32 protein-coding genes and 1 pseudogene are annotated in these 26,292 nt (G+C 41.9%); 16 read left to right on the forward strand and 17 right to left on the reverse strand.

The annotated features are described in order from the left end of the window. Nucleotides 1-13: 13 nt before the first annotated feature. The 3 genes from thrB to ACEN2L_RS02010 all read right to left on the reverse strand — a co-directional run bounded on the left by thrB (nt 14) and on the right by ACEN2L_RS02010 (nt 4,855). On the reverse strand, nt 14-1,003 hold the full coding sequence (gene thrB / locus ACEN2L_RS02000) for a homoserine kinase (RefSeq protein ID WP_441741510.1): 990 nt from the start codon (nt 1,001-1,003) through the stop codon (nt 14-16). Beyond that, on the reverse strand, nt 1,003-3,465 hold the full coding sequence (thrA, locus tag ACEN2L_RS02005; protein ID WP_306024161.1) for a bifunctional aspartate kinase/homoserine dehydrogenase I: 2,463 nt from the start codon (nt 3,463-3,465) through the stop codon (nt 1,003-1,005). The genes thrB and thrA overlap by 1 nt, the downstream gene beginning before the upstream one ends. A 331-nt stretch (nt 3,466-3,796) precedes the next feature. Next, on the reverse strand, nt 3,797-4,855 hold the full coding sequence (locus ACEN2L_RS02010; RefSeq protein ID WP_441741511.1) for a CYTH domain-containing protein: 1,059 nt from the start codon (nt 4,853-4,855) through the stop codon (nt 3,797-3,799). A gap of 178 nt (nt 4,856-5,033) precedes the next feature. Between ACEN2L_RS02010 and ACEN2L_RS02015 the strand changes: the two genes are divergently transcribed. Further along, entirely contained in the window at nt 5,034-5,642 is a 609-nt protein-coding gene (locus ACEN2L_RS02015; RefSeq protein ID WP_441741512.1) for a TIGR04211 family SH3 domain-containing protein, read from the forward strand. A gap of 28 nt (nt 5,643-5,670) precedes the next feature. Here the strand turns inward: ACEN2L_RS02015 and ACEN2L_RS02020 are convergent, their stop codons facing one another. The 3 genes from ACEN2L_RS02020 to ACEN2L_RS02030 form a co-directional block, all read right to left on the reverse strand. Further along, nucleotides 5,671-6,045: a DUF6768 family protein gene (locus tag ACEN2L_RS02020; RefSeq protein WP_441741513.1), complete on the reverse strand. Its 375-nt coding sequence runs from the start codon at nt 6,043-6,045 to the stop codon at nt 5,671-5,673. Between the two features lie 59 nt (nt 6,046-6,104). Continuing rightward, nucleotides 6,105-6,230 carry a hypothetical protein gene (locus tag ACEN2L_RS02025; protein ID WP_441741514.1) on the reverse strand — a complete coding sequence of 42 codons (126 nt, stop codon included), beginning with the start codon at nt 6,228-6,230 and terminating at the stop codon, nt 6,105-6,107. Nucleotides 6,231-6,344: 114 nt separating this feature from the next. Next, nucleotides 6,345-6,485, reverse strand: coding sequence for a hypothetical protein (locus ACEN2L_RS02030; RefSeq protein ID WP_441741515.1), 141 nt, complete (start codon nt 6,483-6,485; stop codon nt 6,345-6,347). Between the two features lie 178 nt (nt 6,486-6,663). On the opposite strand from ACEN2L_RS02030, the gene ACEN2L_RS02035 reads away from it, so the two are divergent. From ACEN2L_RS02035 to ACEN2L_RS02095, 13 genes and pseudogenes are all read left to right on the forward strand, one after another. Continuing rightward, nucleotides 6,664-7,302, forward strand: coding sequence for a LysE family translocator (locus tag ACEN2L_RS02035; protein ID WP_441741516.1), 639 nt, complete (start codon nt 6,664-6,666; stop codon nt 7,300-7,302). 42 nt (nt 7,303-7,344) lie between these two features. After that, nucleotides 7,345-7,848, forward strand: a complete 504-nt coding sequence (locus tag ACEN2L_RS02040) for a TIGR03546 family protein (protein ID WP_441741517.1) — start codon at nt 7,345-7,347, stop codon at nt 7,846-7,848. Between the two features lie 4 nt (nt 7,849-7,852). Further along, nucleotides 7,853-9,625 (forward strand): TIGR03545 family protein, encoded by a 1,773-nt coding sequence (locus ACEN2L_RS02045; RefSeq protein WP_441741518.1) that lies wholly within the window; start codon nt 7,853-7,855, stop codon nt 9,623-9,625. Nucleotides 9,626-9,758: 133 nt separating this feature from the next. Beyond that, the gene (locus ACEN2L_RS02050) at nt 9,759-9,959 is read left to right on the forward strand and encodes a hypothetical protein (RefSeq protein WP_441741519.1); all 201 of its coding nucleotides are present in this window, start codon (nt 9,759-9,761) and stop codon (nt 9,957-9,959) included. Nucleotides 9,960-10,081: 122 nt separating this feature from the next. Further along, nucleotides 10,082-10,360: a cell division protein FtsB gene (gene ftsB, locus ACEN2L_RS02055; protein WP_306024170.1), complete on the forward strand. Its 279-nt coding sequence runs from the start codon at nt 10,082-10,084 to the stop codon at nt 10,358-10,360. Between the two features lie 6 nt (nt 10,361-10,366). Beyond that, nucleotides 10,367-11,071 (forward strand): 2-C-methyl-D-erythritol 4-phosphate cytidylyltransferase, encoded by a 705-nt coding sequence (gene ispD / locus ACEN2L_RS02060; RefSeq protein WP_441741520.1) that lies wholly within the window; start codon nt 10,367-10,369, stop codon nt 11,069-11,071. A 2-nt stretch (nt 11,072-11,073) separates the two neighbouring features. Then, complete coding sequence (gene ispF / locus ACEN2L_RS02065; protein WP_306024172.1) at nt 11,074-11,559, forward strand: 2-C-methyl-D-erythritol 2,4-cyclodiphosphate synthase; 486 nt, start codon at nt 11,074-11,076, stop codon at nt 11,557-11,559. Nucleotides 11,560-11,567: 8 nt separating this feature from the next. Further along, nucleotides 11,568-12,614 (forward strand): tRNA pseudouridine(13) synthase TruD, encoded by a 1,047-nt coding sequence (gene truD, locus ACEN2L_RS02070; RefSeq protein WP_441741521.1) that lies wholly within the window; start codon nt 11,568-11,570, stop codon nt 12,612-12,614. A gap of 245 nt (nt 12,615-12,859) precedes the next feature. Next, nucleotides 12,860-13,498: a protein-L-isoaspartate(D-aspartate) O-methyltransferase gene (locus ACEN2L_RS02075; RefSeq protein ID WP_306024174.1), complete on the forward strand. Its 639-nt coding sequence runs from the start codon at nt 12,860-12,862 to the stop codon at nt 13,496-13,498. A gap of 30 nt (nt 13,499-13,528) precedes the next feature. Continuing rightward, nucleotides 13,529-14,473, forward strand: a complete 945-nt coding sequence (locus tag ACEN2L_RS02080) for a DUF368 domain-containing protein (protein WP_306024175.1) — start codon at nt 13,529-13,531, stop codon at nt 14,471-14,473. Nucleotides 14,474-14,676: 203 nt separating this feature from the next. Further along, nucleotides 14,677-15,345, forward strand: a complete 669-nt coding sequence (locus tag ACEN2L_RS02085) for a peptidoglycan DD-metalloendopeptidase family protein (RefSeq protein ID WP_441741522.1) — start codon at nt 14,677-14,679, stop codon at nt 15,343-15,345. Between the two features lie 68 nt (nt 15,346-15,413). Then, complete coding sequence (gene rpoS, locus ACEN2L_RS02090) at nt 15,414-16,397, forward strand: RNA polymerase sigma factor RpoS (protein ID WP_306024176.1); 984 nt, start codon at nt 15,414-15,416, stop codon at nt 16,395-16,397. 281 nt (nt 16,398-16,678) lie between these two features. Continuing rightward, nucleotides 16,679-16,867: pseudogene (locus ACEN2L_RS02095) on the forward strand (transposase domain-containing protein); the annotation flags it as partial. A 795-nt stretch (nt 16,868-17,662) separates the two neighbouring features. Here the strand turns inward: ACEN2L_RS02095 and tpx are convergent. The 5 genes from tpx to rplU all read right to left on the reverse strand — a co-directional run bounded on the left by tpx (nt 17,663) and on the right by rplU (nt 20,770). Then, the gene (gene tpx / locus ACEN2L_RS02100; RefSeq protein WP_441741523.1) at nt 17,663-18,157 is read right to left on the reverse strand and encodes a thiol peroxidase; all 495 of its coding nucleotides are present in this window, start codon (nt 18,155-18,157) and stop codon (nt 17,663-17,665) included. Nucleotides 18,158-18,382: 225 nt separating this feature from the next. Next, complete coding sequence (gene folA / locus ACEN2L_RS02105; protein WP_441741524.1) at nt 18,383-18,874, reverse strand: type 3 dihydrofolate reductase; 492 nt, start codon at nt 18,872-18,874, stop codon at nt 18,383-18,385. Nucleotides 18,875-18,891: 17 nt separating this feature from the next. Then, nucleotides 18,892-20,070 (reverse strand): Obg family GTPase CgtA, encoded by a 1,179-nt coding sequence (gene cgtA, locus ACEN2L_RS02110; protein WP_441741525.1) that lies wholly within the window; start codon nt 20,068-20,070, stop codon nt 18,892-18,894. A 115-nt stretch (nt 20,071-20,185) separates the two neighbouring features. After that, the gene (rpmA, locus tag ACEN2L_RS02115) at nt 20,186-20,443 is read right to left on the reverse strand and encodes a 50S ribosomal protein L27 (RefSeq protein ID WP_306022379.1); all 258 of its coding nucleotides are present in this window, start codon (nt 20,441-20,443) and stop codon (nt 20,186-20,188) included. A gap of 15 nt (nt 20,444-20,458) precedes the next feature. Further along, nucleotides 20,459-20,770 (reverse strand): 50S ribosomal protein L21, encoded by a 312-nt coding sequence (gene rplU / locus ACEN2L_RS02120; protein WP_306022380.1) that lies wholly within the window; start codon nt 20,768-20,770, stop codon nt 20,459-20,461. 242 nt (nt 20,771-21,012) lie between these two features. Here rplU and ispB point away from each other — a divergent pair, with 242 nt between their 5' ends. Beyond that, entirely contained in the window at nt 21,013-21,984 is a 972-nt protein-coding gene (gene ispB, locus ACEN2L_RS02125) for an octaprenyl diphosphate synthase (protein WP_306022393.1), read from the forward strand. Between the two features lie 59 nt (nt 21,985-22,043). Here the strand turns inward: ispB and ACEN2L_RS02130 are convergent, their stop codons facing one another. Genes ACEN2L_RS02130 through ACEN2L_RS02140 form a run of 3 tightly spaced genes read right to left on the reverse strand, consistent with a single transcriptional unit; the run spans nt 22,044 to nt 24,066 of the window. Further along, the gene (locus tag ACEN2L_RS02130) at nt 22,044-22,997 is read right to left on the reverse strand and encodes a DUF4097 family beta strand repeat-containing protein (protein WP_441741526.1); all 954 of its coding nucleotides are present in this window, start codon (nt 22,995-22,997) and stop codon (nt 22,044-22,046) included. Nucleotides 22,998-23,015: 18 nt separating this feature from the next. Further along, nucleotides 23,016-23,510 (reverse strand): hypothetical protein, encoded by a 495-nt coding sequence (locus tag ACEN2L_RS02135; protein WP_441741527.1) that lies wholly within the window; start codon nt 23,508-23,510, stop codon nt 23,016-23,018. Continuing rightward, entirely contained in the window at nt 23,500-24,066 is a 567-nt protein-coding gene (locus ACEN2L_RS02140; protein WP_441741528.1) for an RNA polymerase sigma factor, read from the reverse strand. Before ACEN2L_RS02140 ends, ACEN2L_RS02135 begins: the two co-directional genes overlap by 11 nt. Nucleotides 24,067-24,160: 94 nt before the next feature. Here ACEN2L_RS02140 and ACEN2L_RS02145 point away from each other — a divergent pair, with 94 nt between their 5' ends. Next, a complete protein-coding gene (locus ACEN2L_RS02145; RefSeq protein ID WP_441741529.1) occupies nt 24,161-24,781 on the forward strand; it encodes an MOSC domain-containing protein in 621 nt (206 codons plus the stop codon). A 79-nt stretch (nt 24,782-24,860) separates the two neighbouring features. Here ACEN2L_RS02145 and rplI read toward each other — a convergent pair whose 3' ends face one another. The 3 genes from rplI to rpsF are packed head-to-tail and all read right to left on the reverse strand — an operon-like array spanning nt 24,861 to nt 25,968. Beyond that, complete coding sequence (gene rplI, locus ACEN2L_RS02150) at nt 24,861-25,313, reverse strand: 50S ribosomal protein L9 (protein ID WP_306022385.1); 453 nt, start codon at nt 25,311-25,313, stop codon at nt 24,861-24,863. A 17-nt stretch (nt 25,314-25,330) separates the two neighbouring features. Next, entirely contained in the window at nt 25,331-25,558 is a 228-nt protein-coding gene (gene rpsR, locus ACEN2L_RS02155) for a 30S ribosomal protein S18 (protein ID WP_306022386.1), read from the reverse strand. A gap of 11 nt (nt 25,559-25,569) precedes the next feature. Next, entirely contained in the window at nt 25,570-25,968 is a 399-nt protein-coding gene (gene rpsF / locus ACEN2L_RS02160; protein ID WP_441741530.1) for a 30S ribosomal protein S6, read from the reverse strand. Between the last annotated feature and the right edge of the window lie 324 nt (nt 25,969-26,292).

Raw genomic sequence — 26,292 nt, forward strand, 5'->3', positions numbered from 1 at the left:
TAAAAGCAGGGAGTCAATAAACGACTGCACCTTGCTGGTCTAACTGGCAGATATGACTAAAGCCAGTGTCATTTTGAATATAATTATCCGCCAACCATTGGTTGATAATTGTAGCTTTTTCTAATGAATCGCACACAGCAAAAACCGAAGGGCCTGAACCTGATATACCAAAAGCCAGAGCACCCTGCTGCTTTGCAAATTCACGGGATTCATCAAAATGGGGTAATAACGACTTTCTATAGGGCTCTGCTATGACATCCGTCATCATCGCTGCCGCTAAGTTTTCATCTTGGCGATATAATGCATCAACAAATACCGCCAGCTGTCGGCCAAATTGTATGGTTATGGCCATGGGCACTTCTTTAGGTAAAATAGCTCGTGCAGCTGCCGTTGACACCGTAATACCTGAATAACATGACACCCAATACCAATTGTTAAAAGACGGCAAAGGCAAGGCGACCTGATCTTTGTACTCAGACATCAGGGTTAATCCACCTAAAAAGCAAGGGGCAACGTTATCATAGTGCACACTGCCGCTAATCTGCCCTTCTAACTCCCCCATCATCAGCAATAAATCACTTTTATTGAACGGGGTCGTACCTAATACATCAGTAAAAAACTGATTTAAACCATGAAACGCAGCAACAATTGAGCTGGCGCTCGAGCCTAAACCACTGCCGATCGGCAAGTGTTTATACAATGTCATTGCCACTTTAGGCAACGCGTCGACATCAACACCTTTATTGACCAAACACTGTAAATAATGGTGATAACATTGGGTCACGATATTACTGGCAGGGTCAGCGGGAAGCTTATCGGCAAAGCGTCCCTCGACGGTTAATTCAAATTGCTCAGCTGATTCTATTTTGACTTCATCACCTAATAAGCTTCCATCAATCGGCTTCAATGCGGCGCCTAATAAATCAAAACCTAAACTGACATTACCAATTGAGGCAGGCGCATAGGCTGTCAGAGATGTGTGTTGTATTATTGAATTACTCATTAGATATTTTGCTTCCACGGCATAGTACGTAATACATCAGCAAATACGCCAGCAGCGGTAACCGCAGCACCAGCGCCGTACCCTCTTATTACAAAGGGAATAGGTTGGTAATAATGACTATGGATAGCCAAGGCATTTTCCCCTTCTTTTATCATATACAGGGGGTGACTCGCATCAACGGCCTCGATAGAAACAACACAATTTCCCTTACTAATTGAGCCGACATAACGCAGTACTTTACCCTGTTGCTTAGCATGCTGTACTTTTTCGTTGAAGTAGCTGTCTATGTCAGGAAGGCGAGCCATAAACTCGTCTACAGAGCCGCTTGCATCAAAGAAGTTGGGTAATACCGGTTCAATTTTAATGTCGCTAAGCTCTAATTTCAGGTCTGCTTCACGCGCCATGATAAGTAGCTTACGAGCCACGTCAGTGCCACTTAGATCATCACGAGGATCAGGCTCAGTGAAGCCATTTTTCTTTGCTATTTCAGTTGCTTGCGAAAGACTTAAGCCTTCCTCGAGCTTACCAAACACAAAAGATAATGAACCAGATAAAATGCCTTCAAAACGAATCAATTCGTCACCGGCGTAAATCAATTTTTGTAAATTATCAATAACCGGTAAACCCGCACCTACGGTAGTTTCATATAAGAACTGACGATTCGTTTGTTGCGCAGTGTCCCTTAATAATTGATAAAACTCGGTGCTGGCGGTATTGGCTTTTTTGTTTGGTGTAACGACGTGAAAACCATCTAACATCATTTGAGGATATTGATTAGCGATCAACTCGCTGCTAGTGCAATCTACAATAACCGGATTAACCAAACTGTTGTCTTCTACAAACTTTTGCAACGTTGATAAGGTAAATGTGTGCGCACTTTGGCTTAATTCACTCGCCCAAGCACCTGTTAAATCAATGCCACCCTCTTGCAGTAACAATTTTCTGCTGTTTGCAATACCATATACTTTTACGCTAATTTTGCGATCTAACAATGCTGGTTGTTGTTTGGCTATTTGCCCAAGTAACTCTTTACCTACGGTGCCACAACCTACCAAAAACACGTCAATAGTGTGTAAATTTGAGAAAAAGTTTTGATGTACAATTTTTACCGCTTTTTTAGCTTTATCCATTTCAATTACCGTAGAAATAGAGCGTTCTGAAGAACCTTGCGCGATGGCAACATTGTTAACTCTCGCCTGTGCTAATGAACTAAAAAACTTAGCGGCTAAGCCTTTGGTGTGACGCATACCATCACCCACTAATGTCACAATTGCCAATTTCTGCCTTACTTCGATCGGGTCAAGTAAGTGATTCGAAAGTTCAAGGGCAAAAGAATCTTCCAACAAGGCTAAAGCACGATTAGCGTCCTTGTCATGGATACAAAAACTGATGCTGTATTCAGAAGAGGATTGCGTAATTAAACTAATTGAAATATTCGCGTTTGACATCACCTCAAACACTCGACTGGCCATACCCACCATGCCTTTCATGCCAGGACCGGCAACATTAAACATCGCCATATTGTCTAAATGTGAAATGCCTTTAACACTTGTCCACACTGTACTGGCTTCATTGCTGATTAACGTGCCGGGGGCGCTAGGATTGAGGGTATTACGAATTAAACAAGGAATATGGTGCTGAGCAATGGGACCGATGGTTTTTGGGTGCAATACTTTAGCGCCGAAATAAGAGAGTTCCATGGCCTCCTGATAAGTCAACTTATCAAGTAATACCGCCCCTTCGACTTGATTAGGATCAGCGTTATAAACGCCATCTACATCAGTCCAAATTTCGCAGCATTGTGCGTCAATGCAAGCAGCAAGTATGGCTGCAGAGTAATCTGAACCGTTACGTCCTAAGGTTACTTTTTCGCCTTCTACATTAACTGCTACAAAACCTGGCATAATCAGCACAATATCACCAGAGCTATCTACATCAGTGAAACGCGCCTTACTGGCAGCCACATCAGCGATGCTATCTAAGTAGTCACCTTCAGCGATAATGTAATCAACCGGGTCAATAATCTGATTTTGTTGTCCTAACGCGGTGAGTATCTCACTAAAAATATGCACACTAACGTATTCGCCAATACTCAAAATTTTAGCTACAACCGATTCAGGGGCGCAATTTAACAGGGCAAAGCCTTCTAAATTTTGATTAAGCTCTTGTAATATTTGCTGAACATAGTCGGATAACTTAGCTTGATTAATATTGGGAATGCGCTCTTGAAGTTCATCTAAGATGCCGAACAACACCATATTCAATTTGGCGAATAACTCACCATAATCTTTACCAAGGGCTGCTTCGTCGCATAACAATGACAGGGCATTGGTCACACCTTTAGGAGCAGATAAAACAACCGCAGCGCCACTTTCTTTGTGGCAGGCCATACTAATGTCTTTCACCATTAAGTATTTTTCAGCATCAGCTAAAGATGACCCACCAAACTTCAACACCTTCATTTATTTGCTCCTTGACTTATTTAACCAATACCTAGCGATAGGCACTTTTCATTTTTACGACATCCAATAACAAAAAAGCCCGCTTTAGGTCGCGGGCTTTTTTGTTTAATGCTTGTGCACTAGCCAGCGACCACCTCTGAGAGGGTGGTAATAATCATCATGCCGGTGGTGCGTATTATTTTTATTTTCATGTGCGCAATTTGCCGTATAGACGTCTATATGTCAACTGGCAAACCAAGTTGTTTGGTTATTAATTATGCTTGTTTTGATCTCAGCTACGCATGCATGTCTGATTAGCGGCATAAACGCTGCACTGAAATCCCCTTTTTGCTCAAGCTTCACTGAGCCATTGCATCATATCCAGTTGCAACAAAATCATCGATTTCCCTAAGACAAAAGCACGCAATGCTTGTTTGGCCTCTGCTTGCTGTATACTTTCTGGCTTACAGGCGCTTACAGCCTGTTGTCTTTTGCTCAGTTCATCCTGAAAAGCGCACATATGATGCAAACAATGCTGCAGCACGGCGTTATGATTAGCATGATTTAGCCGTTTAACAATGACCCTTAACAGTACCAATAACTCGCTTAGCTCAACACTACGGCCTAACAAATTGTGATCCTGACTCAAATCCATTTTTTGCCATTGCTCTAATACTTTGGCTAGTTGGTCAGGTAACAAGGCAGGAATAATTTGGTTAAGTTCTTCCGCATTGCTCAGAGTCTGTTGCGTTTTCAAAAATGCAGGGGCCTGTGCTGAGGCCATGTCTATCAAACGATAACCTCGGGCAGCTTTGCTTTGCAAACCTATTGCTAAAGGCATTAAATCGGCCAGTTGCCTCGCTAAACTGAAAAGACGTTCTACTTTACCTTTTTTAAGTTCTAGCTCTATCTCATTGATGGGATCGCTTAAACCCGAAGCTTGCACGAGCCCCCAGTCCCATACTAGTTCAACTTGAGTCTCATCAGGCCAAGTCAATAAAAACTGTTCGCGGGTAAATTGCGTAGAAAATTGACAGACTAAGGTTTGTTGGATGTGCTCAAGATGAAAGCCAGTTGGCCAAATATCAGCTGGAAACAAATGTAAATCGGGACAACTCGGCTCTTCTGTTTCGAATAGCCCCAAAGACACATTGTATTCAGGACGATGTTGCAAACCAGCCACACCCTTACCTGCCGTTTTTAAGGTTTGTTCATATACATGTTGTAAACCACGAATACGCAACCCCATATCATTTTTCCTAAAATCGCGATTTGGCGTGTCAAAATAACTATTACTTAACTCGATTTCTTGGTGCTCAACCTTAATTTTACTTTGTCCTTGCAACCATTTGGCGATAATGGGCCCTGCCTCGGCTTGAGTATTTAGCTTTAACTCTATTTCAACTTCCATAAGGCGTATTTAATCTCCAATATTGATGAATGCTTTGCTTGATAAAGCGTCTTTAAGGGTAAACTGTGCACAAAATACGCTGATTAGAGCATTTAACGTTAGTATTTTAATGTAAGCTTGCCTTTCACTAAGTCAGGCAATACCATTTGTTCATATTATAAAGGTAAGTTTTAAGATTATGCGTCAGCAGCTAGTGTTATTTTTTATTATGTTAAGTGTGTCATTTTTTGGCAATTTCGTTAGTGCCCAAGAGCCCAATGATAGCGAAGGTGAAGTTCGATATATTTCGGATGACTTATTTACCTTCTTACACGCTGGCCCTGGTCGTAATTATCGCATTTTAGGCTCAGTAGTTGCTGGCAGTCGCGTAATTATGCTTCAGCAAGACAGAGACAATGGTTTTATTGAAATTATTGACGACAAACAGCGTACCGGTTGGGTAGACGCCGAATTTATCAACAAAACACCTAGTGTTAGAGAGCAGATCCCCAGTTTGCAGCAAAATTTACAAGATGCAAACGCAGCATTAAAGCAACAGCGCACTGAGAACGATTTGTTGAATCAGCAAATTGCAGATCTGCAATCTCAAAATACGACACTGGCACGCAAGTTAACCGAAATCGAAAGTCAAAACGAGCAGATGAGTATTGAGTTAGCTGATCAAGACCAAACCGCTCAAATAGAATGGTTTACTCGTGGCGGGATCGTTGCCGTTATCAGTCTTATTCTTGGGATTGTAATCACTTATTTACCCAAAAAACGTCGTCGGAACGACAACTGGATGTAAGAATGGTAGGCGCCTCTTTCGTCGCGCCTTAAACCTTATTACTGAAGGAATAAGCAGACAAGGCGATTTCAAGACGCTTAATCTCTCGAAGCATCGACGCTCGATTCATTTCCATAAACAACCAGTTTTTTAAACCAATTTGCAGTTGCAAAGTGACGATTAAACATACTCCCCAAAACACCTGCTGATTAACGTGCTGTGCCACAAAAGACTCGTAGCCTGACCACAACATTAAAGCACTGGTTAACAAAGCGAGGCCGTTTACCAACCAGACCCAACGACGCATGCCACCTCGATAAATGGGCAGTAATCGACTGAACAAACCTTTATTGTCCAATAACATGGGCTCTAGGCGCTTTTCTTCTGCCTCTAAGACTTGGGTGATCTTGTCATCAATATTCATCTGTATTCTCCAATGTGACTTTTAATTTTGCTTTGGCCCGAAATAAACGGGTTTTAACCTTACTCATCGGCAGGTAAGCCTTGTAAAGCCTGGGTCAACTCATCATTATTGACTGTTTGCTCGGCCACCAGCTCATCCACAACAATTGCAGAACTGCGTTGCAGCTGAATATGGTCTTGCCGCAATAAATCACTAGCTGACCAACTAACCGCCCGATAGATCTAACTTTTAAACACCACAGGATTATGTAAAGCCCTTAAGTTTTTCAAGGTAGAAAGCCAGGCATTTTGCACCGCATCCTAAGCCATACTATGCGCACGCAACAAACGGTAAGCAAACTGTACTAAGTCAGGTTGATAGTGTTCAAATAACAGCAAAAAAGCCGGTTCGTCACCTTGCTGTGCCCTTAATACCAGCATGTCGAGTTCAGCTTGTAACATGGTTTTTCCTTTTTTATATGCCAAAGGCGAACTGAATCAAGCAAAGGCTCTTGTGACGTAAAAATAAACCTAAAATCGCTACTATCGAATAGGTAATATGCAGTAAATTGACATTCACCTTGGCTTAGGTAAAGTGGCGCGCTTTTAATGGTCACTCAACTCAGCTGTAACACCCACTATGCCTTCATTTGAAACATTAGCCACGTTTAGCTTGGCTGCTTTTTTACTTTGTATCGCACCTGGCCCCTCGAATTTATATATTATGGCGAGAAGCATAAGTCAGGGTCATAAAGCCGGTGTTGTCGCTGCGACCGGAATGGCGCTTGGTTCATTCATCTATGTTATTGCTAGTGCATTTGGTTTAGCCGCTATTTTTTTGTATTCAACTTGGGCCTATACCTCAGTTAAACTGTTTGGGGCCGCTTACCTTGTTTACCTAGCAGCTCAGTATATACGCTTGGCAAGACCGGCCACTGAACACACGACAGAGCTCAAGGGACTAAACAACAACGCTATTTTTAAACAAAGCCTGGTTGTAGAGCTAACAAATCCTAAAACAGCCTTATTTTTTATTGCGTTTTTACCGTTATTTGTTAACCCAGAACAGAGCAATGTAAGGTTACAACTGATTATTTTGGGCGTCATTTATGCGGTAATTGGTTTGCTGTGCGACCTTTGTGTGGCAACATTGTCGGGTAAAATAGGAGCTTGGATGAATACTCATCCTAAATCTCAACAATGGCAAAATCGTTTGTCTGCACTATTGTTATTCGCCATCGGCGGATTTATTGTGTTTGACGAAATAATGATGCACTAAGATCCACCCCGCAATAGTCTTTACCCCTACAAGGAGAGAACGATGGGCTTACTAGTCAAACTGTTTAAAGCATTAAATTCAGATTCAAGTCCTTGGCAACTCGCCTTTGGTTTCACCTTAGGCATGATTATGGGGCTAACGCCAATTTTAGGGTTACACAGCCTAATTCTGTTATTTTCGGTGCTATTTTTTAGAGTCAATCTCTCGAGTTTTTTGGTTGCTTGGGCGCTGTTTTCAATTTTTACCTTACCCTTAGATGCTTTTATGTCCTCGATAGGTGAGTCTTTATTAACTGCCGAGAGCTTGACCCCGATGTGGACAGCGTTTTATAGCAATACCGTTGGCCAACTAACTCAGTTTTACCATACCCTCACATTAGGTAGCCTTATTGTAGCGCTATTGTTATCGCCCTTTATATTGCTAATAAGTCAGTTCTTGGTGGTTAAATACCGAGAAAAGGTCATGGTGTGGGTGAATAAAATTAAACTTGTACAGTTTATAAAAGGCAGCAATTTTTATCGTCTATATCAGGGATTAGGAGAGTAAGGTAATGAAAAATATCATCAGATGGCCAGGCTTAATCGCCTTTTTTGTTATTACCGGCCTTATTGCTGCCATCATCATACTTTTTTTTGATTTTTGGATAAAACTTGCAGCCCAAAAAGGGTTAGAAGTAGCGACTGGAGCTGAGGTCAACATCAGCAGTGCTGAACATAGCTTTTCACCTTTTGGCATTAGTTTGATTGGCGTGCAACTTACGGATCCGAATAAACCTACCAGCAATCAATTAGAGGCCGCTAAAATTAGTGCAGATATTGAATTGTCTCCTCTACTTTTACGTAAAGTGATTATTGATAATCTTATTGTCAGTGGTGTTCAGTTTGGTACTGAACGGGCGTCAGAAGGTGAAGTTTTCAGAGTGAATAGTGCTGATGCAGCCAAAACGGCATTAAAAGAATTATTCCCAAGCAAAGCCGATTTACCCAGTGTTGACGAAGTGTTGGCTCGTTCCCCCCTAAAAACCACTCGTGCTATTGAAGAAGCCCAAGCGGCCTATCAAAAACACAAAGACACGATAGCTGGTGAGTACCAAAAATTACCCAGTAAAGACAAACTCGGGGAGTACAAAAAACAAATCGAAGTGCTGTCTAAAACAAATTACAAGGACCCTGCAGAATTATTAGCTGCCAAAGAAAAATTCGATTTATTGAAAAAAGAAATCAAAGTTGACAAACAAGTCTTGAGTGATTTTAAAAATTCAGTAAGTGCAGCCAAACAAGATCTTTCACCCAAAATAGCGCAGTTAAAAGCGGCACCCGGACAAGATTATGAACAACTAAAATCACTAGTTGCGGGCGATGCGGGTGCTATAAATGACGTAACTACCTTGGTGTTTGGAGAAAAAGCGGCACAGTGGACAGAGTACGGTTTAGCGGCATTTGATATTGTCGCACCTATGTTAAAAAGCAAAGAGCAACAGCAAACAGAAGAGGCTGTTTCAGCTGGACGCTGGGTTAGTTTTGATGACCGCAGCGGCTTACCCGAACTATGGATAAAAAATGCCGACATTTCTATTAGCTGGCAACAAGAAACAATCCTAAGCGTTTGGCACAACATTACATATCAACACGACATCATTGGCCGTGCGACCACGTTTAAAATAGACTCAGACAAGAGCAGTTTATGGCAATCGTTTAAATTAGATGGTGATTTTTGGCTAAAAGACAGTGGCGTTTCCGCTCAGCAAAGTTGGCAGTTAGCAGGGCTAAAACTCAGCAATATTGATTTAGTTAATCAAGATAAGTTAAGCAGTAAATTGCTTGCAGGCATAGTGTCTAGTAAAGGTAACGTTAAGGTAAACCAAAATACCCTAAGTGGTGAAGGCGTAATCAATTTAGCCAATTTAAGCATGGAAGCACAAGGTAGTAATAAGATAACCAATATTATTGCTAACACCTTGGCACAACTCACCCAATTAACCCTCAATACAGATGTTGCAGGCGTAATAGGAGACTTAGATTTATCTTTTAGTTCTGACCTGAATCAACAACTCGGTAGTGCCTTGTTGACCAACATTGGTAAAGAAGAACAGGGTAAACTAGATGAGTTGAAGGCTAAGTTGAACGCTCAGATGCAGAGCGCGTTGGGGACTCAAGATGCACAATTATGTGAATGGTTAGACTGGGAAAACCTTGCAGAGGGTGACATGGGAAGCCTAGAAGAAATGTTAAATTCAAAAATGAACAGTGTGGTTGACAATAAAAAGAATGAGCTTGAGGATAAGCTGAAAGATAAATTGAAAGGGAAATTATTTGGTAACTGAAGCACTTTTACTGCCCTTGGTGCGCGCTATACGGATGATGCACCAAGCGCTTTTAGTGCCAGTAAAACATTTGTGTGCTAAATGATATGTCTATCCACCATTAGAACAACTTAGCTTAACTAGGGAGTAGTAGATGTTTAGTGTGGTGCTTGGGGTACTTTTTGCTGTGTTTGTTGTTGCCGTGACATGGGTGAGTTACAAAATAGCCACCACAAAATTTAACAATCCGGTTTGGTGTGCCATTGCAGGATTTATACTTGCCTTCTTGCCCCCTATTGCATTGATATACCTAATTATTTTACTTAGAAAAGACGTTCGGATTAATATTAGTTAAACGCATTTTTGCACAAAATAATAGATTATTACCCATTACGAGTCTTCTGTAGTCCGTTTCACTGGAGGATCGTTTAAAAGCTCGGCATAATAGCTCTATTCGCTAACGAGGAGGACAAAGTCATGAGATGGGTAACAATTTTGTTACTTTGCCTTCTTGGTATGCTGCAGTACCGCTTGTGGATGGGCAAAAATAGTATTCCAGATTATTTAAGTATGCAAAAACAGGTACGTGAACAGGACTTACAAAATGCTAATCTCACGCAACGCAACAGTTTGTTAAAAGCCGATATTGAAGATCTTAAAATTGGACTTGAAGCTGCTGAAGAAAGAGCGCGCAACGATCTTGGTTTGATCAAACAAGGCGAAACATTTTATCGTATTTTACCAGCTGAAAATTAATTACCCATGACGTTAAATTCAACATTTACGGTAGTCGTACCTGCCGCAGGGATCGGTAAAAGAATGGGGGCAGCGGTACCCAAACAGTATTTGTTTATTGCAGAAAAAACGGTCATCGAACACACCTTATCGAATTTGATGGCTCATCCGCAAATTGCTAAGGTCGTGGTTGTATTGCATCCCGAAGACCACTATTTTAAAGAACTTAACATTGCTCGATCTCCTAAAATCACCACGGTGATAGGCGGCGACGAGCGCAGTGATTCAGTTTTAGCTGGCTTGGCGGCGGTAAATTGCAATGAAACTTGGGTCTTGGTGCATGATGCAGCACGGCCTTGTTTGCATCATGATGATCTTAGCGCCTTGTTACAATTAGCCGAGCACGGCCAAGTTGGTGGCATACTAGCGACACCGGTTCGAGATACAATGAAACGTGGTAATCCAAAGCATCTAGTGGTCAAAACAGAATCACGAGACCATCTTTGGCACGCTTTAACCCCGCAGCTCTTCCCTTTAAAAATACTGACCAGCGCTCTCAGTAAGGCGCAGAAAATGCAAATTAGTATGACTGATGAAGCTTCGGCGATAGAGTACTTTGGGGGTCAAGTAAAGCTCGTCAGTGGTCGAGCGTCCAATATCAAAATCACCCAACATGAAGATTTGTTACTAGCAGAATTTTATTTGAGCCAATTACTCAAGGAAGCAAAATAAACATGAATATGCGTATAGGTCATGGTTATGACGTACACAAATTTGGGGGTTCAGGCCCAATTATAATTGGTGGTGTATCAATCGATTATGCACAAGGCTTACTGGCCCATTCAGATGGCGATGTAGCGATTCATGCTTTGTGCGATGCACTGTTGGGGGCCTTAGGCAAGGGCGATATCGGGCGCCACTTCCCTGATACTGATCCGGCGTTAGCAGGTGTTGATAGCCGTAATTTACTGCGCAAAGTCATAGCGTTAATGCTAAGTGAAGGGTATGTTATTGGCAATGTGGATATTACCATTGTTGCTCAAGCACCAAAAATGGCGCCTCACATCCATGCCATGGTTCATCATCTTGCCAGTGACCTACAGTCGCAGCCCTCGCAAATCAATGTAAAAGCCACTACAACCGAAAAGCTCGGTTTTGCTGGCCGCAAAGAAGGTATTGCGGCGTATGCAGTCGCTTTAATAGTCAATCATTCAATCTAGGCGAATTAATGCAAACTCAGCATTGGCAATATTTAATGCCTGCTCCCCAAGCTACCGGACAATTGAAAGTTGAACTACAAGACTTCCAAGTTACCGAAAAATTAGGATATGAACCTACTGGACAAGGTGAACACATCTATTTGTGGGTGCAAAAAACCGGCTTAAACACTGCTTTTTTGGCAGAAGAAATAGCTAAATTTGCCAGAGTACCTTTACGCGATGTAACTTATGCAGGACGTAAAGATAAGTATGCAGTGACACAACAATGGTTTAGCGTGCACAAACCTGGCAAGGCAGAGTTTGACTGGTCTCAATTGCAAGTAGAAGGTGCCGCGGTTCTTAAGGCTATTCGGCATGATAAAAAGCTTAGAACAGGGGTACTTAAGGGCAATCGATTTAACATTGTGGTACGCAATATCACTGACACCCGACAACTAAGTGAGCGCCTACTCTATATTTCGGTCCACGGTGTTCCTAATTATTATGGCGCACAGCGCTTCGGCGATAGTCGTTATGATGCCCGAGGTGGAAATTTAGTGCTGGCAGAAAAAATGTTAGCCGGCGAAGAAATTCGTAATCGCAATAAACGCTCGATGGCTATTTCGGCATTGCGCTCATGGTTATTTAATGAATTTGTGAGTCACCGCATTGAAGATGGATTATTTAGTCAGGCTATGGACGGTGACGTTATGCTTCTATCCGGCAGTGCCAGCTATTTTTGTGCTCAAAACATTGATGAGGTGATTGTTCAGCGTATAGCAAGTCGAGACATTCAGTTGTCAGCCCCGTTGTGGGGACAGGGACAACTACCCTCACTCGTTAAAGCGGGTCTATATGAACAGAACATCGCAAACCGTTACCCTGAGCAAACAGCGATGCTCGAAAAACTTGGCCTTAAACAAGAAAGACGTGCCTTACGATTATTACCTGATGATATGCGATGGACGATTGAAGACAATCAGTTGCATATTAGTTTTGATTTACCCGCTGGTGCCTTTGCCACCTCGGTGATTAGAGAGTTGGTGGATATTAAACAGCACTATGAAGTTGATTAGCAACGAGCTGTCACTTTGAGTATTGGCATTCTTGTTTTAAGCTAAGCAATCTTAGCGAATATTCGAGTAAGGACACCAATAAGCGGATATTATTCCCTGTGCCATGATTCTAGTTCGATTGCACTTTCAGTCGACAAACATAACAATGTATAAAGCGCTAAACACATCGTGTTTAGGTAACGGATTTTCACACAAAATAATAATAATAAATTTAACCTATATTTGACTCTGGAACAGCCATAAACATGAGAGCCACGTTTCGCAAGGGTGATAGCCTCGCCCAACTCATAGCCCAAGAGGGTATCAGCAATAGTAAGGTGCTAGGAGCTATTGCCAATATTCCGAGGGAGTTATTTATCCCTGATGCATTGCGCCATAAAGCCTATCAAAATACTGCTTTACCAATTGGGCAAGGTCAAACAATATCACAGCCATATATTGTTGCCCGTATGACAGAATTGCTTTTACAGTCACAAAATAGTCCACAAAATGTATTAGAAATTGGTACTGGCTCTGGCTATCAGACCGCAGTGTTAGCACAGCTATTTCAAAAAGTTTATTCGGTCGAACGGATCAAAACCCTACAATTTCAAGCAAAACGCCGGATGAATCAGCTAAATTTTCATAACGTTTCGATGAAACATGGCGATGGTTGGCAAGGATGGGCGAGTAAAGGCCCCTTTGACGCTATCATCGTGACTGCCGCGGCGAGCAGGATCCCAGAACAACTGTTCGCTCAGTTGAACGTAGGCGGAAGATTAATCATCCCTGTCGGCCAAGAAAATCAGCAGTTGCAATGTGTCACTCGACACGAAGAATCATTTGAAACGCAAATAATAGAAGCAGTGCGCTTTGTTCCTTTGGTACCTGGAAATATTATTTAAACCTAACAGCGCCAATACGCAAGGAACACCATGAGTAACAACAGAACAACTAAAGATTATGCGGGAATAACAGCCCGCGGTGTGTTAATGGGCGCTGCCGATGCAGTGCCTGGCGTATCCGGCGGTACCATCGCATTTATGACAGGTATTTACGAAGAGCTGATCACTTCGCTAAAGCAATGTAGCAGCGCACCTAAAATTTTAATTTCTCAAGGTATCGCCGCGACGTGGAAACATATCAACGGTGCTTTTTTACTGGCGCTATTTGGCGGTGTCATTGTAAGTCTGATTACCATCTCTCGCCTTGTGGTATTTCTCTTAGATAATTATCCAGCCTTACTGTGGGCATTCTTTTTTGGATTAATAGCAGCAGGTGTGTGGTCGGTTATACGGCACATTGACCGCTGGTCAGTACCCACTATCATCGCATTTATAATAGGTGCGCTAGGCGCTTTTTGGATTACGATGATTTCGCCAACGCACATAGAGTCAACTCCTCTAATTGTGTTTTTTTCTGGAATGATAGCGATATGCGCCATGATATTACCAGGCATATCGGGTAGTTTCATATTATTACTGCTGGGTATGTATGCACCAATGATGAATGCAATCAAAGAGTTTCAGTTGGTCACATTGAGCTGTTTTGCTGCAGGTTGTGTCGCCGGCTTAATTAGCTTTTCACACGTTCTAAGTTGGATGTTTCAACATTATAAAACGCAAACTCTGGCATTGTTGGGCGGCTTCATGTTGGGCTCGCTTAATAAAGTATGGCCTTGGAAAATAACCATCGAATCCGTTATTGATCGCCATGGCAAAGTGATTCCATTGGTGCAAGAAAACGTATTACCCCATACTTTTGAAGCCAATACCCAACAGCCTGCTTATTTGCTCCTTACACTTGGATTAATCACCTTAGGTGTATTGGCTGTCGTTTTGCTTGAACGCTTTGGAAATAAAACCACACCTCAAACGTGATTGTCTTAAAAATGCTATGCTTCAAACCTTTGTTTAAACAATCTAATATGGGCAACCTCAGTCAGGGTTTCTTGTTGCTTTGTTTGGCACTACTTCTCATTTCCTGCTCTAGTAGAAAACAACCAGCCCCAGTAGTAGAAATATACCAAGGGAAGACTTTTAGGGACTACGAGGCTTCTTCTTTTTCAGGAAATGGCTATACCGTGCAAAAAGGCGAGACCCTGTTTTCTATCGCTTGGCACACAGGCAACGATTATCGCGATCTTGCTAAACTCAATAATATTGCACCTCCATACAACATTTACCCGGGTCAAATAATTAACCTTACGAAACAAAAGGTGACATCTAAAGCAAACGAAGCCCTCCCGCGTGGTCAGACCTCAAAAATAAAGTCAAATCAACCAGTTGACCCTCCCGCAAAGCAGGCGTATGGTAAAAGTGAAAAAAATGTTAACGGAGGTGCCAGTGGTCCTCCTGTCGGTGAATTTCCTGAGCAAGTATCAGCGTGGATTTGGCCTACTTCTAACGCGATTACAAATATGTTTTCAGCTAAAGAAGCAGGCAATAAAGGCTTAGATTTTTCAGGCAGTATAGGTCAGCCCATTTTGGCTGCAGCCGATGGTAAAGTGGTTTATACCGGAAATGCCCTACGTGGTTTTGGTAATTTGGTCATCATTAAGCATTCAGATGCCTACTTAACGGCTTATGCTCACAATGACAAAATTCTAGTTAAAGAACAGCAATGGGTTAAGTCTGGGCAAAATATTGCCACCATGGGTAAAAGTGGAACCGATACGGTTAAGCTTCACTTTGAAGTAAGATACAAAGGAAAATCAATTGACCCTTTGCAATTTTTACCCAAAAGAAAATAACAATAAATAATTATAAGGAATCAAGGAGATGTATTAGTAACAACAATAGTTTTTCAGGAGGCACCGTAATGAATCAAAAAAAAGTCGAGTTAGTTGATGTAGAAGCCCTAGATGATGTTGAGGCTTTAATTGAGTTTGACCCTAGCAAAGCAGAGAAAGAAGAGGACACAGAGTTAGAAGATATACTGCTAAAGCAAGAAGACATTGTTAAAAATCTAGATGCCACCCAACTCTATTTAGGAGAAATTGGGTTTTCCCCTCTACTTAGCGCCGAAGAAGAAGTTTATTTCTCCCGTAAAGCGCTCAAAGGCCATGAGCCATCACGTAAACGAATGATAGTCAGTAATTTACGTTTAGTCGTTAAAATTGCCCGTCGATACAATAACCGCGGTCTTGCCCTATTAGATTTAATTGAAGAAGGAAATCTCGGCTTAATTAGGGCTGTAGAAAAATTTGATCCTGAAAGAGGTTTTAGATTTTCAACGTATGCAACTTGGTGGATAAGACAAACTATTGAAAGAGCTATCATGAACCAAACGCGTACTATTCGTTTACCAATTCATGTAGTCAAAGAGCTTAATGTTTATTTACGAGCAGCCAGAGAATTAGCGCAAAAATTAGATCATGAACCAAGCGCTGAAGAAATCGCTGCGTCCTTAGATAAGCCTGTGGTTGATGTAGTAAAAATGCTGCGGTTAAACGAGCGTATAAGCTCAATAGACACCCCAATTGGTAGCGATGGTGATAAAGGCTTATTGGATGTTATTGCCGATGAACGTGGCCACGGGCCAGAAGAAGAACTCCAAGAAACAGATATGTGCGCTAATATCGTTCACTGGCTTGAAGACTTAAACCCCAAACAACGTGAAGTACTTGCAAGACGATTTGGCTTATTAGGATATGAACCATCAACACTTGAAGATGTTGGAGCTGAAATTGGTTTAACCCGAGAAAGAGTCAGACAAATTCAAGTTGAAGCATTACGTAGACTGAGAGACATGTTAGGCCATAAAGGGCTTAACCTTGAATCTCTGTTTGATACTCTCAGCTAAGTTGATTGGTCAGCAGTGATTAAAAAAGCCTCTACAGAGTAATGCCGCTCAGTTAAGTAAAATACATTGACGATCGGCATAATGAGATAAAAATCCTATGAACACAGGTCATAGGATTTTTTTTGCAACTTGCTCACGAGTTAACCACCACCCTCAACGCTTCTAATACCTTCCATACATTCGACAAGTATGCCGAAATACTCTCTCCAAAAGTAATCGAACAAGGATTTCAACATGCAGGAGTTGCGACGATTAAAAAGCGCCGTTAACCCTTAGTAACGGTCTTATGGTCAATCATTGGTATGAGCTTATTTCGTCGGTGCACTGTATGGGATATTTCAACCCAAATTAACATCATGTTGCTAGATAAAAAGCCGTTAAATGCGCTCTGTGCGATAGAACAAGGCAGACAACGTGTAGGCTATAAAGCGGTGAAACAAGTATCCTTGGTGATGGCGAAACGACACTAACGAAGTGATAAGTTTGAAACATGGGCAGGACTCAACTTACTGGCCTTTGATGGCCCCGTTTGACGGACAAACGATACACCATAAAATCATAAAACGTTGAAAGCACAGAGTAATGGAGCCAGTGACAATATATTTCCTAAAATTCGTATGGTCTGCCATATGAAAATCACCAGTCAGCAACTCATCAACAGTGCATTTCTGATTTTCGAACCAATGAAAAGGTATTGGCAGAGCAACTCGTTGAACGTATGTCAGATATCTCGTTGACGATATTTGACAAGGAAATTATTCATTAGGACGACTGCATCGTTGGCAGTAAACAGGTTATCAAAGGCATTGGGTGATACCCGCCCGAAAAGACCATCAGTGTGAGGTGATACAGAAACTAAGCCCGAATAACATACTTATTCGATTAACGCCGCAGTCACGAAAATCATTAAAGTGAAAACGTATCAAATTTTAATCTCAATGCTCGACCCAATGTATGTTCCAAGTGAAGACATGGCTGAATTGTATTTTTACCGCTGGAAAATTACACTCGGCTCGAGAGAAATGAAACAAACCCTGCTGAACAGTATGTATCCCCTGAGAAGTAAACGCCCAGATACGACAGAGCATGAATTAAGGGGAGGATTGCTTACTTACAATCAGGCAATTTAAACAGCCCCAGCAATGCGAAGTCAGGGCTTATTGAAGGTGGGGAAAACCATCGAAATACCCTTTCAACAAAAATAAAAAATGCCAGTCAGCTTAACTGACTGGCATTTCTCTAAAGAGGCTTTTGATCGGGTAAAACTACAGTACTGCGATAGCCGCTTCGTAATTAGGCTCTTCAGTTGTTTCAGCAACTTGCTCAGTGAATATCACCTCGCCTGCCTCGTTAATCACCACTAAGCTTCGAGATAATAGACCCGTCAAAGGGCCCGTGGTAAAAGCAACACCATAATTGCCACCAAAATCACTTCTAAAACTTGAACCCGTTGTCACGTTTTCAATCCCTTCAGCTCCACAAAAGCGGGCCAATGCAAAGGGTAAATCAGCAGATACACATAGCACTTTTGTGTTCTCTAACTCTGATGCCTTTTTATTAAAGGTTCGTACCGAAGTCGCACAAACGGCAGTATCCACCGACGGAAAAATATTAAGGATCAATTTAGAACCGGCATAATCAGCAAGGCTCACTTCCGAAAGATCGGTTTTTACTAATTTAAAATCAGGTGCTTTAGTACCAATAGCAGGCAAGGTACCCACTGTTTCAAATGTGTTACCTTTTAATGTTACTGTAGTCATTTAGATCTCCTTTATATCGATGTAGAAGCACTATCCAAATTATGACAGCGCCCGAATTCAAAAAACCAGATAAAAAAGCTATCTGTGAATTATGCCTAAGTATGTTGTGTGGGCATTTGAATGTAAATCAAGGAGGGCAGTTAAAAGCCACGTAACTTAATTTTCCAATGTAACTTTTCTTTAATATTTGCAGGCGCTCATTAGCCTACGTATTTGAAGAGTAATTTAAGCCAATTTATCTAAGGTAATAAATCGACAATCATGAGGATTTTTTTCATCTGCTGGTAACACCTCATCCGAGGCCTTTTGCCATGACGCTGACGTTAGATAGTCAGGAAAGAAAGTATCCCCCTCTACCGCTAAGTCGATTTCAGTAAGATATAGTCTGCTGCACAAAGGTAAAAACGTATTATAAATGCTACCTCCACCGATGATCATGACTTCTTTAGCCCCATTAGCCGCCGTTAAAGCGGCTTTTGTGCTGGTAACTGTTGTGGCATCGTGTAGACGTAAGTTTTCGTCACGAGTAATAACAATATTTAGGCGTCCTGGCAGTGCTTTACCAATAGAGTCATAAGTAAGACGCCCCATAATGACTGGCTTGCCCAATGTAATGGCTTTAAAGTGCTTAAGATCGGCAGGAAGATGCCAAGGCATCTTGTTATTTGCCCCGATAACCCGTTCTTTAGCCATCGCTACAATCATGGAAATTATCATCGTCAACGCTCTACACTTTATTTTTTGTAAATAACTTCAACGTCATAATCGTCTTCGTCAAAGTCATCATCGTCATCGAGGTCGTCCTGTAAGTCATCAAAATCAGTGTAAGGCTTGTTCATCGCTTCTTGATGGTATGTGTCCCACTTAAAGCCAACATCTTCAGTTAAATCTTCTACTTCTTCAGCAGGTAAAGCACTGATGAAGTCCATGACTTTATGACACAGCTCTAAGGTGCCATCTTTTTGAATTCCTGATATTTGATGATATTCGCCATCCCACTCTAACGCACTAAGTATATTGTGAATGAGCTCTTCAACTTCTTCTTCGAGTAACAAATCGATTTTGTTAAACACTAACCAGCGTGGTTTAGCTGCCAATTTAGGATTATAATTTTCTAACTCTGCAACTATGGCTTTAGCATTGTGGATTGGATCTGAGCCATCTGCAGGCAACAAATCGATCATATGCAACAAGACCCTACAGCGCTCTAAATGCTTTAAAAACTGAATACCAAGACCAGCACCATCTGCAGCACCTTCAATCAAACCAGGAATATCAGCAATAACAAAGCTGCGCATAGAATCCAATCTAACCACACCTAAGTTGGGTACCAAGGTAGTAAATGGATAGTCAGCAACCTTTGGTTTAGCTGCTGAAACACTGCGAATAAAGGTTGATTTACCTGCGTTTGGCATTCCCAGTAATCCAACATCAGCTAACAACATCAGTTCTAATTTTAGCTGTCTAATTTCGCCCGGCGTACCATTCGATTTTTGTCTCGGCGCACGGTTGGTACTGGTTTTAAAACGAGCATTGCCCAAACCATGGTAACCACCTTGCGCTACTTTCATACGTTGTAGGTTTTGTGTCAAATCACCCAAAACTTCGCCAGTTTCTAAATCACTAGCCCGAGTACCAACAGGCACCCTTAATTCAAGATCAGCACCACCGCGACCTGTACAATTTGCACTTGCGCCATTTTTACCGCGCTCAGCGCGATGGAAGCGTTCAAAACGGTAATCGATTAAGGTATTTAAGTTTTCGTCTGCAACTAAATAGACACTGCCACCGTCGCCACCGTCTCCACCGTCAGGACCACCATCAGGCACATATTTTTCACGACGGAATCCGACAACACCGTTACCACCGTCACCGGCTTCTACACGAATAATCGCTTCATCTACAAATTTCATTACTTACTCAATACTCAATTAATTACCGAAGGTGAAACCAGTATAGATAATTTATCTGATTCCAACAAAAAGCCCCGCTACAGCGGGGCCTTTCAAAACGTGTAGCAAACGTTACTTATTCAGCAACAATACTTACGAATTTGCGGTTGTTAGGACCTTTAACTTCGAATTGTACCTTGCCGTTAGACAAAGCAAATAAAGTGTGGTCTTTACCAATACCCATGTTAGTACCAGCGTGGAATTTAGTACCACGTTGACGAACAATGATATTACCCGCTAAAACTGACTCACCACCGAAACGCTTAACACCAAGACGTTTACTTTCCGAGTCACGGCCGTTGTTTGTACTACCACCAGCTTTTTTATGTGCCATCTCTGCGAACTCCTATTAAGCGCTAATGCCAGTGATTTTCACTTCTGTGAACCACTGACGGTGCCCCATTTGTTTACGTGAATGTTTACGACGACGGAACTTAACGATATTAACTTTATCGCCACGACCATGAGTTACAACTTCAGCTGTAACCTTGCCACCATTAACAAAAGGCATACCAATTTTAACATCGTCACCATTGCTCACCATCAAAATATCACCGAATTCTACTGACTCACCAGGAGCCACTTCGATTTTTTCAAGGCGAACGGTTTGGCCTTCAGCCACACGGTGTTGTTTACCACCACTTTGGAAAACCGCGTACATATTTAACTCCGCTCTGCGTTTCATAACGCTATATTCAAAAACAGGGCGCGAATTGTACGTGATGGGGTATTTTCAAGCAAGCCCCTATTGCAATTTATTTGGTTAAATTTACGTCATTTTTTCTGAATCGCAAACTTATTGATTTTTAGGGTGAAACTGGTGCTGGATACTCAGGCTAATTTCTGTAAAATCCGTCGCTTATTCTACTAGCAATTGCACAAAGTGAGCACTCTATTTTGAGTATGGAATTAGAAGAAATCCACCAACTAGCCCAGTCAGACATGTTGGCGGTTAATGCATTAATTCAACAGCAAGTTAATTCAGATGTTTCCTTAATAAATCAATTAGGGTTTTACATTGTTAACAGCGGCGGAAAAAGACTGCGCCCCTTGTTAACAGTATTAGCCGCGCGCGCTGTAAACATTCAAAGTGATCAACATCATACATTGGCGGCAATTATCGAATTTATTCATACTGCTACCTTGTTACATGATGACGTTGTTGATGAGTCGACCATGAGACGTGGCCGAGAAACAGCCAACGCCGTCTTTGGTAACCAGGCAAGCGTATTAGTAGGTGACTTTTTATATACCCGCTCATTTCAAATGATGGTCAGTCTAAAGCGTATGCGTGTGATGGAAATTCTATCCGATGCAACCAATGTTATCGCTGAAGGGGAAGTATTACAGCTAATGAACTGTAATGAGCCTGACACTAGCGAAGCACAATATATGCAAGTCATTTACAGCAAAACCGCACGCTTATTTGAAGCAGCAACCTTATTGGCCGCGGTACTCACTGATCAAAATGAAGAAATTGAAACTGCTATGCAAGACTACGGCAAATATCTAGGTACTGCATTTCAACTAGTGGACGACATATTAGATTACGCCGCAGACAGCGAAGATATGGGCAAAAACGTGGGGGATGATTTGGCCGAGGGTAAACCCACACTCCCATTACTTTATGCCATGTGGCATGGCGATAAAGGCCAAAGCGCCATGATTAGAGAAGCCATTGAAACGGGTAACGGCATGGATAAATTTGAGTTAATCATGCAGGCCATGCAGGACACTGGTGCTCTGGAATACACGAAAAAACAAGCAATAAATGCTGCCGATAAAGCCGTTGCGGCCTTAGCACCCTTGCCAGAATCAAATTACAAACAGGCCTTAATTGGTCTAGCTCATATTTCGGTTGAAAGAGCTGCCTAACAAACAAAATAAGGGCTACCTTGCAGATTAAGTCGTGTCGCTAGGTAGCTCTATTGCCCTTATTTCTTATTTAATTCTACTCGTCCACTGACTGTTGAAATATTCACACTTGCCTTGCCTTGATTAAGGCTAAATTCCAACCAACGACTGGGGCCGTATTTATCTTTTTGTACCTTATCTGATGATAAATTATTGCTGATCCCTCCTCCGGCATGCGCCTGAATATCAAAACGCGCTGAGACTATCGGTTGAAACGCTAATTCTACAGAGCCACCTACAGTAGAAACATTGACTTCGCCACTATCCATCAGAGTCATAGCTGACTCTATGGCACCATTGACTGACTCAATATTCAGTTGTCGTATCTTACCTAAGCTGAGATCTACGTTGCCATTAACGGTTTCTACCCGAATATCTTCACTGTCTGAGGTAACGTCAATATTGCCATTTACTGTGCCATATTTATCTTCAGAACCAGAGTCACTGCCGGATTTAATATTACCATTTACGGTTTCAATGCTGACATTACCTTTTAATTTACGCGCATCGATATTGCCATTAACTGACTCCAGCTTGACTCTACTACTTAAATTTTTAACATCGATTCGTCCATTTACCGTTTCAATGCTAGAGCCGCCCGCTATATCCGTAACCTTAACATCCGCATTTACTGAGCTGTAATCGAGTGTGCTGCCGACGGGTAACCAAATTTTCAGGTCATCGCCTTCGTCAGAGCTCCATTTTCCCCAGCCACTGCTGTTTTTTACTTTTACCTTAATGAAAACGTCGTTACCCTTACGTTCGAAAATAAACTTGTCGGTTCGGTCACCTAGCGTGCCTATCACCTTCACTTCATCTTTATCCCAGCTCTGTATAGTCGCTTCTCCATTAACATGCTCTATCTTCACATAAGACCGGGCGTCAACGTCCATACTTTGTTCCACTTTTTCGCTAGCCTGCCCTGCAAAGCTGAGGCTCAGCAATGCTGCCCCTATATAAAATACTTTCATCATCCTAACCTCTAAATACCGTTAAATTTGGGTCCACTTCGGTGAGTGAACTCGTTCGATCAAATTGATTTGTTGTTGATATACATTTTGCAATAGCTTCAGCAGCGCCATGTTATTAGGTTCATTTTTTAATGCTGCTTTAATAGCAAGCTCGGCCTTATCTAATACTTTGAGTTGCTCTTGCCAGTTTTGTGTCAAAGCAGGTTGACCCTTAACTTGCACCAACAATGCTTGCTTTTGAAGCTGGTGCTGTTCGCTAAGATTTGCCACTAATACACTGTCGTTCAACGGCCTATTGAATTGTTCGAATGTACTCCAAGCAATGAAGCTCAGTACGAGCACGGATGCAGCTATCAGCGATACCTTATTAAAACGATTTGCAGGTTCTTTTATAACGGCTTGATCGACCAGCGCTAATTCGATACCTGGCCACAGATCCCTTTCTGGCAGCGATTCTTTTGCGACACACCTCAGCTTTTCAGCCAGCTTAAGCTCAAAATCTAGATTACTCTTCACTCATCCAGCCCTCTAGTAAATGTTTTGCGCGATGAAACTGTGCCTTACTCGACCCCACGGCCATCTTGGTCATTTGCGCAATTTCTTCATGTCGATACCCCTCAATAGCATGTAATACAAAGACAATTCTAGCCCTTTGAGGTAAGCGCAAAATATACCTTTCAATGTCTACCGAGCTACTACATCCTTCATCTACTTGGCTGTTTTCGATTGCACTTTCGAAGTTCAACATGCGACTAAACCACCCTCGCTGTTTTCGCAAATACGAGATGGTAATATTGCTGGTTACAGTATGCAGCCATGTTGAAAATCGACTCTCTCCCTGATAATTGCCTATTTTACGCCACAGTTGTATAAACACTTCTTGGGCAGCGTCTTCTGCTAACATCTTGTCAGCGGTTAAGCGATAACACAGACCATACACTTGACCAATATATTGCTTATACAACTGATGGTAGGCCAGTTTATCGCCCGCCTTCACCGCAGTAATTAAGTCCAATTCGTCCTTGGCGGCAAACTTATGCTGAGCGGAGACAACATTTCCTTGTGACGTCAATTGTTCATCTTCATTATGTGGGTTGTTAAGTAAGTCGCAGAGTAAACCTAAAAGGTTTAAAAACAGAAAAAATAAATATCTATCGAGCAATTTAATGAAAGTTTTAGGTTTATATAGTGGCAAACGTCACTCAATTGGTCCCAAACTAAGCCCTACAGGGATTTATAAAAAACCTCGTGATGTTGTTGAAGTGAACACTCTCGGCATCATCGATGATGTGCAAGTCGATAAACGCTTTCATGGTGGCCCTGAACGCGCTTTACATCAGTTTTCGTTACAGAGCTACCAAAGAATCATTCAACGGTTTCCTTTACTGTATAAATCAGCTTTGCCGGGCTCAATAGGAGAAAATATCGTTGTTGAAAAGATGAACGAAGACAATGTTTGTATCGGTGATCTTTATGCAGTCGGCACAGTGATCTTACAAGTTAGCGGCCCGCGAATCCCGTGCTGGAAAATTGATGAAAAATTCAAGCAGCCTAAACTGCAGTTATTTATAAGGCAGTATCAACTAAGCGGCTGGTACTTCAGAGTCTTAAAAAACGGACAAATCAGTATTGACGATGAATTCAAACTGCTTGAACGCCCTCAAGCCAAGTTGAGCATTCGGTATTTTTTAAGCCAAATAGACATTCAGCCCAAAACGGCGATATTCATCGAACAGATAAAACAGGCCACAGAACTTGATCCAGACTGGCTGCATAAACTGCTTTGAGTTTGAATAAGCGCTCATAAAAAAACACCGCCAAATGGCGGTGTTTTCATAAATCGAAACTAATTCAGATTCTTAATAATTAAGCTTCTTGAATAATAACAATCTTGATGCTTGCAGTAACTTCAGAGTGCAACTGTAAATCTACAGTGTGCTCACCTGTTTCACGTAAAGTACCGTTAGGTAATTTAACTTCAGCTTTAGTAGTGGCAAAACCAGCAGCTGTAATAGCGTCAGCGATGTCACGAGTACCCACTGAACCAAACAACTTACCTTCGTCGCCGGCAGGAGCTGCAATGGTAACTTCAGCTAACTCAGCAAGCGCTTCAGCACGAGCTTGTGCAGCAGAAAGTTGCTCAGCAATTTTTGCTTCTAATTCAGCACGACGTTGTTCAAATTTCTCAACGTTGACTTTAGTAGCAGGAACCGCTTTGCCCTTTGGGAACAAAAAGTTACGTGCGTAGCCTGATTTTACAGTGACTTTGTCACCTAAGCCGCCCAGGTTGGCAACTTTGTCTAGTAGTATGATTTCCATCTTTGCTACCTCAGCGATTACTTGTGAGAATCAGTATATGGAAGCAAAGCTAGGAAGCGCGCGCGCTTGATAGCAGTTGACAACTGACGCTGATATTTAGCGCTAGTTCCAGTGATACGGCTAGGTACAATTTTACCACTTTCAGTGATGTAGTTTTTCAACATTGCGATATCTTTGTAATCAATCTCAACAACACCTTCAGCTGAAAAACGGCAGAACTTACGACGTCTAAAAAAACGAGACATATTGTTTCTCCTTATTCTTCATCTTCAGAAGCGTTGGCTTCTGAATGAGCAGGTTTGTCGTATGACTTTTCTTCACGCTTTTCACGACGCTCTTCTTTAGCCATAGGAGATTGTTCAGTAACAACACCTTTGGTACGCATAACTAGGTTACGCAAGATAACGTCATTGAAACGGAAAGCAGTCTCTAATTCTTCAATCGCTTCAGCAGTTGCTTCAGCATTGATCAAGACATAATGCGCTTTGTGTAGTTTGTCGATTGGGTAAGCCAACTGACGACGGCCCCAATCTTCTTTGCGGTGAATAGTACCGCCATTTTGGGTCAGAATCCCGGTATAACGCTCGATCATACCTGGAACTTGTTCACTCTGGTCAGGGTGAACCATGAATACGATTTCGTAATGACGCATCATATTGCTCCTCACGGTTGTAGTCTCGACAGCACAGCCAAACTGTATTGAGACAAGGAACTTAATTAGGGTAGCTGTTTTAAGCGGCGCGGATTGTACATAAAGCGGGCAACACGGACAAGACTTATTTAGTACAAATCGACATTAATACCAATATTTGGCGCAAAAACGCCAAAAAACGACTTCATCCTCTGCCATCAGCAATAAATTTGAGAAACTAATCATTTTATTGAACAAAAGTACATTTTTTTTGATGACTACACCTTGTGTTCAACTGGGCTATCCCCATCTATGCTCCCAGAACAAAGTTCTATATAAATTTTCGAA

It is taken from the genome of Flavobacterium sp. W21_SRS_FM6 (genome assembly GCF_052119645.1).
GTDB lineage: Bacteria > Pseudomonadota > Gammaproteobacteria > Enterobacterales > Alteromonadaceae > Paraglaciecola.